The organism is Rhodothermales bacterium (assembly GCA_034439735.1).
Classification (GTDB): domain Bacteria; phylum Bacteroidota; class Rhodothermia; order Rhodothermales; family JAHQVL01; genus JAWKNW01.
Genome location: JAWXAX010000276.1, coordinates 1 through 10,409, shown reverse-complemented (window position 1 = coordinate 10,409; position 10,409 = coordinate 1). Strand labels below are relative to the sequence as shown.

At 63.7% G+C, this 10,409-nt stretch carries 7 protein-coding genes; 6 read left to right on the top strand and 1 reads right to left on the bottom strand.

What is annotated here, in order from left to right; translation table 11 throughout:
* Positions 1-365: 365 nt before the first annotated feature.
* Positions 366-1,406 (bottom strand): DUF3500 domain-containing protein, encoded by a 1,041-nt coding sequence (locus tag SH809_19245; protein ID MDZ4701855.1) that lies wholly within the window; start codon positions 1,404-1,406, stop codon positions 366-368.
* Positions 1,407-1,589: 183 nt separating this feature from the next.
* On the opposite strand from SH809_19245, the gene SH809_19240 reads away from it, so the two are divergent.
* The 6 genes from SH809_19240 to SH809_19215 form a co-directional block, all read left to right on the top strand.
* Positions 1,590-2,498: a DUF4097 family beta strand repeat-containing protein gene (locus SH809_19240; GenBank protein ID MDZ4701854.1), complete on the top strand. Its 909-nt coding sequence runs from the start codon at positions 1,590-1,592 to the stop codon at positions 2,496-2,498.
* 106 nt (positions 2,499-2,604) lie between these two features.
* Positions 2,605-3,222 (top strand): TetR/AcrR family transcriptional regulator, encoded by a 618-nt coding sequence (locus tag SH809_19235; protein MDZ4701853.1) that lies wholly within the window; start codon positions 2,605-2,607, stop codon positions 3,220-3,222.
* A 73-nt stretch (positions 3,223-3,295) separates the two neighbouring features.
* Positions 3,296-5,209 carry a long-chain fatty acid--CoA ligase gene (locus SH809_19230; protein MDZ4701852.1) on the top strand — a complete coding sequence of 638 codons (1,914 nt, stop codon included), beginning with the start codon at positions 3,296-3,298 and terminating at the stop codon, positions 5,207-5,209.
* 175 nt (positions 5,210-5,384) lie between these two features.
* The gene (locus tag SH809_19225; protein ID MDZ4701851.1) at positions 5,385-7,802 is read left to right on the top strand and encodes a 3-hydroxyacyl-CoA dehydrogenase NAD-binding domain-containing protein; all 2,418 of its coding nucleotides are present in this window, start codon (positions 5,385-5,387) and stop codon (positions 7,800-7,802) included.
* Between the two features lie 179 nt (positions 7,803-7,981).
* Positions 7,982-9,163, top strand: a complete 1,182-nt coding sequence (locus tag SH809_19220) for a thiolase family protein (protein ID MDZ4701850.1) — start codon at positions 7,982-7,984, stop codon at positions 9,161-9,163.
* A gap of 182 nt (positions 9,164-9,345) precedes the next feature.
* Positions 9,346-10,409: acyl-CoA dehydrogenase family protein (locus SH809_19215; protein MDZ4701849.1), on the top strand; the 1,064-nt coding region annotated here is incomplete at its 3' end.

Below are 10,409 nucleotides of genomic sequence, written 5' to 3'. Positions count from 1 at the left end.
CTTGACTTTGCCCACTTTCAAGACTAACCGAACCCCCAAAAAGATTGTCATCCTGAGCGTAGTCGAAGGACCTCCCGGCCGTCCGAGAGGTCCTTCGACAGGCTCAGGATGACACCACGTTGGTTTTAGCTAGTCCATTGTCTTTCGTTCGAGCCTTGCGAATTCAAGTACGTTCTGCGAGTAGTGCTCGAAAGTTTCGATTCAGAGCCTATCCGGAAACCTGCTCTTCGTGCCCGAGCGCGAGCGAGCGGATTTCGGGCAAGGCGCGCGAAGCAGCCGTATCCAACAGATACGGCGATGCAGCGGAACGCCGCCCGGGAGCCGCACAGCCGCGCGAAGCCCAGATGAGGTTTTCGGATAGGCTCTTAATGCGAATGCTCCTCGTAGTGCCGCTTGAGGAGATCCCCCCCGAAATCGTTCTCCAGATCGCGCCAGACGCTGTGGACGTGGTTGCCGTTGTTCTGGGTGTTGTCGTATTCGAGGAGCATCGACGGCGTGTGGATCCGATAATAATGCGGCTGGCCGACGTCCGTCGAGCCGGCCCAGGCAAAAAACACGCTATCGGCCGGCACGGCGTTGAAGCGGGCCATCGCCCGGGCGGCGACATCCTCCTCCATGTTTCCGGCGTAGGCCTCGACGATCTGCACCAGCGTGGCCCGCGCGGCGGCGTCGAGCTGCGTGAGCGCGAGTCCATCGAACGTTTCGAGCGAGGCGTCGCGTTTGTTGCCCGTCAGAATGTCGTTCGGCGCTTTTTCGGTGATGATCGCCCGGGCGCGACGGTCCGCGTCGAGCGCCGTCACCAGCTCACGCGCGAGGTCCTCAATGTCGCCATTGAGGCGGAAGCCGGTGTACATCCCTTCGGCGATGTGGCCCGGGTTGGAGCCAAAAAAGGCGGGAGTCAGGGCCACTTCGCCGGAGATGGAGGAAAAGTTGAGCGACAGATGATGGCCTTCGAAGCGCCAGCCCCAGGGTTCGTCGCCCGAGGGGTCGCCGAAGACAGTCAGGTAATACAACTCGGGGTCGCGATAGGCGGGGTTTTTTTCGATATCCGCCAGGATACGCTCCAGCATCAGGACACCCGTCGCGCGCAGGTAGCCGGGGTGGCTGAGGGCGCTACGGAGGAGCGCGTGGGTATGCTGGCGCTGGTCTGCCGTCATGTCCTTGATCGGCAGCCCTTTACGCTCGCCGGGGATCGGGACGAAAAACCAGTTCGTCCGCTCGGCGTCGTCGAAAGGGAACGAGGCGCGTTCGCGCAGGGCGGGGTCGAGCGCGGCGAGGAACGCCTGCGCGGCTTCCCGCATGCGCTGGGGCGTATCGGCCGGCGTGGGCTGCTGGGCGCGAGCCGGGGCGGCGTAGAGGAGGACCGCGAGGATGGCGGCGACCTGAAGACGGGCTGAAGTTTTCATAGGGCAGGACTCGCTTTATCGTAGGGAATGATCTAAAGTCGCGTATCCGCACCATCCGCACTGTGAATTCTGTCGTGTAGCAAGCCATCCTGCGCCGGGAGATTTCCCGGCCCCGGGCGCAACTAGCCCCGGAGCAGACCGTATCGCCGGGGAAACCGTCCACTTTTTTAACGAGTAACCGCCATGCGACTCATCGGATACCTTGTTGTCGGCCTCCTGCTCACCGTCGTTTCGGTCGACCGCCCCGCCGTCGCGTCTATATGCGAGGGGCAGGACATCACCGACACCGTCAAAGAAACCTTCAAGGTGAGGCCCGGCGGTACGCTGCATATCGAGCTCGACTACGGCAATATCGAAGTCGTCACCAGCTCGGGCGACCGCGTGGTCGTCGAACTTGAGCGGACGGTCCGCGTGCGGGATGAGGACGAAGCGCGGTCCATCCTTGATCGTTACCACGAATACGCCATCGAACAGGACGGCGACGACGTGTCGGTCGAGTCCCGGTACCAGGCCGGCGGCTCCCGCTGGGGCGGCAATAATCGGAATCACCTCAAAATCCGCGTAAAAGTGGAGGTGCCGTTCGACTATAACGTCGAATTTGAGTCCGGCGCGGGCAATGTGGATGTAGGCCGCCTCGAAGGCGATGTGTCGGGCAAGACGGGCGCCGGCAACATCACGATGGAACGGGTGATGGGCACGATTGACATCACGACGGGCGCCGGCAATATCGCCATCGAAGGCGGCAGCAATCATGTCGATGTCAACACAGGCGCCGGCAATGTCGACCTTCGTGACGTGGAAGGCTCGGTTCGCGCGAATACCGGTGCGGGCAACATCACTGCCTACATCGTGCGCCAGCCCGAAGAAGATTCTCGCCTCGAAACGGGCGCCGGCAACGTCACCGTGTTTCTTGATAACGCGGCCGGCGTGTACGTAGACGCCGTCGCCAGCATGGGATCTGCCAGCTGCGACTTCGAGCTCGAAGTGAAGGGCAAGTGGATGACGAAGTCCTTCGAAGGCGAAATCAACGGCGGCGGGCCCGATCTCTTTATGCGCGCCGGCGTGGGCAACGTGTCGCTGCGCCGACGGTAGTCCATTCCGCAATTCGGATTGCGCGTTTCAGAGACGCTCCACAGGAGCGTCTCTACGTGTTTTATCCCGCGCTTGCATTTCTCGCTTAACACTGTTAATCTAAGGCATGCCCACGCAACGCACATCCCGCCCCGATCTGCACCGCGCCATCCTGGACGCGGCCCGCGCGCTGTTGCACCGGGACGGGTATGCCGGCCTTTCCATGCGAAATATCGCTGGCGCCATCGGATATAGCGCAACGAGCATCTACCTTCATTTTGAAAACAAAGAGGCCCTGTTCAACGCCCTTATAGATGAGGGAATGGGGCTGTTGCACGAGGACTTGGACGCCGTGGAAGCCTCCGGGGGGCATGTCCTGGACCGGTTCCGGGCGTTGTGCGATCGGTACATGCAGTTTGGATTGCGCCGGCCCGAGTATTATGAGATCATGTTTCTGCTGCATCCCGAGCGAAACGCCCGTTTCCCGGTAGACATGTACCGCCGTGCGCGGCGGAATCTGGATTACATGGTGCACGTGTTGCGCGAGGGCCGGCAGCAGGGGTTCTTTGTGGTAGAAGACATCCGCGTCGCGGCCAGCGGGATCTGGGCGTCGCTGCATGGCGCGGTGTCGCTCCTCTTGGCCCAGCGGATCGACGTCGGGATCAATCGCGAGTCGTTTATCGCCGCCGTGATCCAGCAGCAGGTGCAATCGGTCACCGCTGCCATGCCGGCTGTTTCGAGATGAATTTCGCATTGTATTCGGTAGCGCTTCCAGTAGGGGGAGCACCAACGAGTAGAGACCAACCCGAGAGGCGATCATGAGCGAAACCATCGACCAACTCACACCAGCGCGCACCGCCCCGCAGACCCCGGTCCGCCGCGGCGCGGCCACGAGTCTGCCCGTGCTGGGCAAAACGCTGCCCGACCTCCTGTACGACGCTTGCGAGCGCTACCCGAACCCGCGTCTCTATGCCCGGCATACGCCCGCCGGCTGGGCGTATCTCTCGACAGACGAATACCGCATCCAGGCGGAGGAAGTAGCCCTCGGGTTGATCGATTATGGGCTCGACCGCGGCGACCGGGTCGCCCTTTTCATGGATAGCGATACCTTATTCTGCGTCGCGGACATGGGGTGCCTCATTGCGGGGCTGGTCGATGTGCCGATCTACCTCTCTCAGGCGGCCGCAACGAACGCCTACATCCTCAAACACTCCGGCGCCGTCGCGCTCTTTGTCACCAGCATGCCGCTGCTCGAGGAACTGAATGCGTTGCTGGCGGACACGGACTGCCTCAAGACCATCATCGTGGTGGAGCCTCCGGAGCCGAAAACGATGACGCTGATGCCCGAGGGAGTGCAATGGATCACGATGGATCGGCTGCGCGCCCGGGGGCGCAAACACATCCAGGCCGAGCCGGAAGTCGTCGCCGGACTCCGCGCCCGGCTCGCGCCCGGCGACCTCGCCACCATCGTCTACACCAGCGGCACGACCGGCGAGCCGAAGGGGGCCATGCTCTCCCACCAGAATATCTCGTACAATGGCGTCACGTCCGTCCAGGAGCTCGGGGACTTCCGGCCCGGCGCCGATGGGGAGGTGAGCATCTCCTTTCTCCCGCTATCCCACATCTTTGCCCGCACCCTCTATTTCGGGGTGCTGGCGTCTGGCATTACGACCTACTTCTCCACGCCGGAGCGCCTCACGCAGGACCTGACGGACGTCCGACCCACCCTCTTTGCCACCGTCCCGCGCCTTCTCGAGAAGATCCACAGCCGAATCGTAGAAAAAGCGACGACGCTGACGGGGGTCAAGAAGAAGCTGCTAAACTGGTCGCTCGGCCTGGCCGGCGCCTACAGCCTCGATGCCGCGCCATCGGGTGGGTATCGTCTGCAGCTCAAGTTAGCCGATGCGCTGGTCTTCAAAAAGTGGCGCGCCGCCCTCGGGGGACGCATCAAGTACATCATCTCGGGTGGCGCCGCGCTAAATCCGGACCTCGCCAACCTCTTCGCCGCCGCCGGCATCAGGGTACTGCAGGGCTACGGTCTCACCGAGACCAGCCCGGTCATCGCCTTTAATCGGCCCACGCGGAACCGCGCCGGCGCCGTCGGCGAGTTGCTGCCGGGCGTCGAGGCGGTTCTCGCCGAGGACGGCGAACTCATCACCCGCGGCCCGCACGTCATGCTGGGGTACTACAACGCGCCGGAGAAAACGCGGGAGGTGATCGATGAAAACGGGTGGCTACATACAGGCGACATCGCCGAGTTCACTTCGGACGGTTTCCTTCGGATCACCGACCGGAAAAAGGATCTGTTTAAACTCTCGACCGGCAAATACGTGATGCCGCAGCCCCTCGAAAACCGGCTCATGGCCCACCCGCTCGTAGAACAGGCCGTGGTCGTCGGCGCTGGCTATAAGTATTGCGGGGCGCTCATCTTCGTCAACCAGGAGACCCTGAAACGATTCGCCGAAACACGCGGCATCGACGGGGGGCTCGCGGTAGAGGACCTCCTCGAACACCCGTTCATCCAGGAACGGTTCAAACAGTTGGTGGACCTGGCCAACGAGGGGATGGACCCCTGGTCCACCATCAAACGCTTCGTGCTCGTGGCAGACCATCTGACCATCGAAAACGGGATGCTTACGCCCACCATGAAGGTAAAACGCGCCAAGGTGCGCGAGCGCTACGCCGACCGGATCAAGGCGCTGTACCCGCTGGAAGAAGGTGAGTCGGGATGACAAATCGTTGTGATTATCACTTCGATCTCGATACTAGACTACTGATTCGTACGGATAACTGACATGATGCGGCGGCTCGAGGAGACGCACAGGTTTGCGTCTCTACGGGTTGGAAATCGGCATCTTTACTGGTTTCTGGTCGTCGTTGCGTAACGTCACTTTATGATTTAATACCATGGAAACGATACTTCATACCGAAGCCCCGACCGCCCTCGCCGGCGTGACGTTGCCGTTTCGACGCGTGGCCGTGCTGGGGGCCGGCACGATGGGGGCGCAGATCGCGCTGCACATCGCGAACGCCGGCCTGGAGGTCGACCTGCTCGATATCGCACCAAAAGACGGCGCCAGGGACGGTAGCGACAAAAACGCGGTCGTCGAGAAGCTCTTCGCCCAGGCCACCAAGCTGAGCCCGTCACCCCTGTTCACCGACGCCGTCTCCCGGCGCGTCCGCCTCGGGAATTTTGACGAACACTTCGACCGCATCGCCAGCGCCGACTGGGTGATCGAGGTGGTGGTCGAACGGATGGACATCAAGCGCTCGGTCCACGAACGCATCGAGGCGACGGCCCATCCGGATGCCGTGATCTCGACCAACACGAGCGGTCTGCCGATCCACGCCATCGCCGAGGGGCGGTCCGCCGGCTTCAAACGCCGTTTCCTCGGGACGCACTTCTTCAACCCGCCCCGCTACCTCCACCTCCTCGAAATCATCCCCACGCCGGACACCGACCCCGCGATTGTCCACCGGGTAGCCGAGTTCGGACGGGTGCACCTCGGAAAGGGCATCGTCGTCGCCAAGGACACCCCGAATTTCATCGGCAACCGGATCGGCATTTTCGGGCTGATGCACGCCATCCACGCCTTCGCCGAAGGGCGCTACTCGATCGAGGAGATCGACACCCTCACCGGTGAACTCACCGGCCGGCCCCGCTCCGCCACCTTCCGCACGGCCGACGTCGTCGGGTTGGATACGCTGCGGCATGTGACGGTGAACCTGTATGACGGCGTACCGGACGACGAGAGTCGCGAGCGATTCGCGGTGCCGGAGGTGCTGACGCGCCTCATCGAAGGCGGGGCGCTGGGGGCCAAGACGGGCGCCGGCTTCTACAAAAAAGAGGGGAAGGAGATCAAGTCGATCGACCCCGCGACAGGTGGCTACGCCGCCGCCAAACCCCTCGACCTGGGCGATCTCGCCGCCATCGAAAAAGCCGGCAAGCTGCCGGCCCGGTTGCGCGCGCTGTATGCCGATCCCGGCCGCGCGGGCGCGTTTTTCCGGGAATCTATCCACGAACTCTGCGCCTACAGCGCCCGCCGCATCCCCGAAATCGCCGACAGTCCGGCCGACATCGACCGGGCGATGGAGTGGGGGTTCGGGTGGGCCATGGGTCCGTTCGCCACGTGGGACGCCCTCGGTTTCGACACCGTCCTCGCCGGCATGGCCGCGGCCGGCACGGCGTTGCCGGAGTGGATCCATACCATGAAAGCCGCCGGGCACGACCGATTTTATCGCGGCGGCGGCGCGTCTCGGGAGGTCTATATCCCCGGCGATGGCTACGTGAGCGACATTCCGCCGAAGGATGAAATTGACCTCGCCGCCCTCGCGGCGCGCCCGGAGGCGATCCTCTGGAGTAATTCGGAATCGGCTCTGATCGACCTCGGGGATGGCGTCGCCCTGTTCGAGTTCAGATCCAAGGCCAACGCGCTCGGCTTCCAGGTCATCCAGGGGGTGATGGACGCCATCGACTTCGTCGAGAACAACGCAGACCTCCGGGGCATGGTTATCGCCAACGCCGGCAAGAACTTCGCCGTCGGCGCCAACCTCGCCGAGCTGGCGGCGGCCGTGGCCGGCAAGCAGTTCGACGTTGTCGATCAGGCCATCGACCGCTTCCAGCAGGCCGTCCTCCGGGTCCGTTACGCCCGGAAGCCCGTCGTCGTCGCCACCCATCAGCGGGTGCTGGGGGGTGGGTGCGAGCTTGCGATGGCGTCGCCGAATCCCGTGGCGGCATCCGAGACCTACATGGGGCTCGTCGAGCTGGGCGTGGGGCTGATCCCCGCCGGCACGGGCACCACGCACCTTGCCGCGCTGGCGTCCGAGCGGGCCGCCGGCGGCTTCTCGAGCCAGATCATCGCCCACATTCAGCGGTTTTTCGAGAACGTGGCCATGGCGAAGGTGTCGACCAGCGCCCGTAACGCGCAAGAGCTGGGGTATCTACCAGCCCACGCCATCGTGACGATGAACGACGCCCGCCGCTTCCATGCGGCGAAGCAGACCGTCATCCAGCTGTCCGAAGCCGGTTACCTGCCGCCGCCCGTGCGGGCGCACATTCAGGTGCTCGGCCGGCCCGGTAAAGCCGCGCTCGAGGTGGCCGCCCGGCAGTTCGAGGCCGGCCGCTTCATCACCGAATACGACCGGCGTCTGGCGGTTGACCTGGCGCATGTGCTCACCGGGGGCGACCTCAGCGGGCCGGCCACTGTCCACGAAGCCTACCTGGTCGAACTCGAACGCGAGGTCTTCCTCCGTCTCCTCGGCGAGCCCCAAACCCAGGCCCGTATCGAGGCGATCTTGAAAACCGGGAAGCCGTTACGAAACTAAACGTTATGCGGTTATGTGATGGACGTTGAGATGACCACATCCGCTCCTTCCCAGCTCGTCATCCCCAACATGATTGGGGATCCATAGAAGGCCCGATGGCAGCATGGTTCCCCGCTTTCGCGGGGATGACGAAACGGGGAGTAGTGAAGCTCTATTTCGTTTCTTAATACCGAATCTCCATGCAAACACACGAAGCCTACATCCTAAGCAGCATCCGGACGGCCGTCGGTAAGGCCAACCGGGGCGCGCTGGTCAACATACGCCCCGAGGCGCTGGGCGGGTTTGTCGTCGCCGAGGCTATCAAGCGCGTGAAAGGGCTCAAAAAAGAGCAGGTCGAGGACGTCCTGATGGGATGCGCCATGCCCGAGGGGCCGCAAGGACTGAACATGGGCCGGATCATCGCGCAGATCGCCGGCCTGCCAGACGCCGTCCCGGGCGCCACCGTCAACCGGTTCTGCTCGTCGGGGCTGCAGACGATCGTCATGGCCGCGCAGGCCATCATGGCCGGCCACAACGAGGTCGTCGTCGCCGGCGGGGCCGAGTCCATGAGTCAGGTGCCCATGAGCGGCTTCTACTTCTCGCCCGACCCCGCCACCGTCGACGCGGACCCCGACGTCTACGTTTCGATGGGGCAGACGGCCGAAAATGTCGCCGAACGCCACAAGGTGAGCCGGGAGGATCAGGACCGCTTTGCGCTCCAATCCCATCAACGGGCGCTGGCGGCCATCGCCGCCGGCCGCTTCGAGGAAGAAATCGTCCCGTTCCCGGTTCGCGACGTCGTGTATGCGGGAGGGGCGACGAAGACGCTGGCGTTCGATTTTAAGACCGATGAAGGCCCGCGGCGGGAAACGTCCGCCGAGGCGCTGGCGAAGCTCAAGCCGGCCTTCCGCGCCGGCGGCACCGTAACGGCCGGCAACGCCTCGCAGATGTCCGACGGCGCCGCGGCGACGGTGGTCGCCAGCGGCCGGGTGGCGCGCGACCTCGGTGTCGACCCCATCGCTCGGCTGGCCGGCTACGCCGTGGCCGGCGTCGCGCCGGACGTCATGGGCGTGGGTCCCATCCCGGCCATCGAGAAGGTCCTCAAACAAACCGGCTTGAAGGTGAGCGATATCGGGCTCGTCGAGCTCAACGAGGCCTTTGCCGCCCAGGCGCTTGCCGTCATCCGGGAAGTCGGTTTCGACGAGGCGATCGTCAACGTCAACGGTGGGGCGATTGCGCTTGGGCATCCCCTCGGGTGCACCGGCGCCAAGCTCACCGCGACCCTCCTGCACGAGATGAAACGCCGGGGGGTGCGCTACGGCATCTGCACGATGTGTATTGGTGGGGGGATGGGGGCGGCGGCCGTGTTTGAACGGTTTTGACAACCGGGAGACGCATGGTGATGCGTCTCTACGGCGACACTTTTAAACGTCGCGGCGCGTTGGAGACGCATGGTGATGCGTCTCTACGGCGACACTTTTAAACGTCGCGGCGCGTTGGAGACGCATGGTGATGCGTCTCTACGGCGACACCATTGTACCTTGCACATTTAACCCCTCCCGCCATGGACCTGCCTCTCTATCATTTCTTTTTGTTGCTGCCGGCCTGGCTGGTGGCGTTGAGCATTCTGGCCGTTTTTGTGGCCTTCGGGTATACCGGGGCGCCGCTGTGGCTCTGGGCCATTGCCGGCGCCCTGGCGCTGTACGGGTTCGGGGCGCCGGCGTGGCTCTGGATCGCGTTCGCCGTGCTGGCGGTCGTACTCAACCTCCCTCCGCTGCGGAGGGTGCTGTTCAGCGGCCCCATCATGCGGCTGCTGAATGCGCTCAAGTTTCTGCCCTCGATCTCCGAAACCGAGCAGGTAGCCATCGAGGCCGGCAATGTGTGGGTGGAAGGGGAGCTGTTTTCGGGTAAGCCGGATGTCAAACGGATCATGGGGGAGGCCTATCCGGACCTCACGCCGGAGGAGCAGGCCGTGCTCGACGGACCTATCGAAGAGCTGTGCCGCGTGACGAACGACTGGGAGGTGTTCCAGACAAAAGAGTTGCCAGATGCTGCTTGGGACATCATCCGGCGTGAGCGGCTCTTCGGGATGATCATCCCCAAAGAATATGGGGGATTGGGATTTTCGCCCCTCGCGAACAGCGCCGTCGTCCAGAAACTGTCGTCCCGTTGTGGGCCGCTGGCGACGACCGTCATGGTGCCGAACTCGCTCGGGCCGGCGGAGCTGCTCATCCATTATGGCACCCAGGCGCAGCGCGACCATTACCTGCCTCGCCTCGCGACCGGCCAGGAAATCCCCGCCTTCGCGCTCACCGAGCCGGGCGCGGGCTCCGATGCCGGCGCGATCACCTCCAACGGCGTCATATTCCGCGGGGCCGACGGGCAGCTCTACCTGCGTCTCAACTGGAAGAAGCGGTACATCACCCTCGCGGCCATTTCCACGGTGCTTGGCCTCGCCTTTAAGTTGCGCGACCCGGAAAATCTGCTCGGCAAAGGCGAAAACCCCGGCATCACCTGCGCGCTGATCCCCACGCAGACGGCCGGCGTGGAGCTGGGCCTACGGCACAACCCCCTCGGCGTCCCGTTCTACAACTGCCCGACGGAGGGGCACGACGTCCTCCTCCCGAT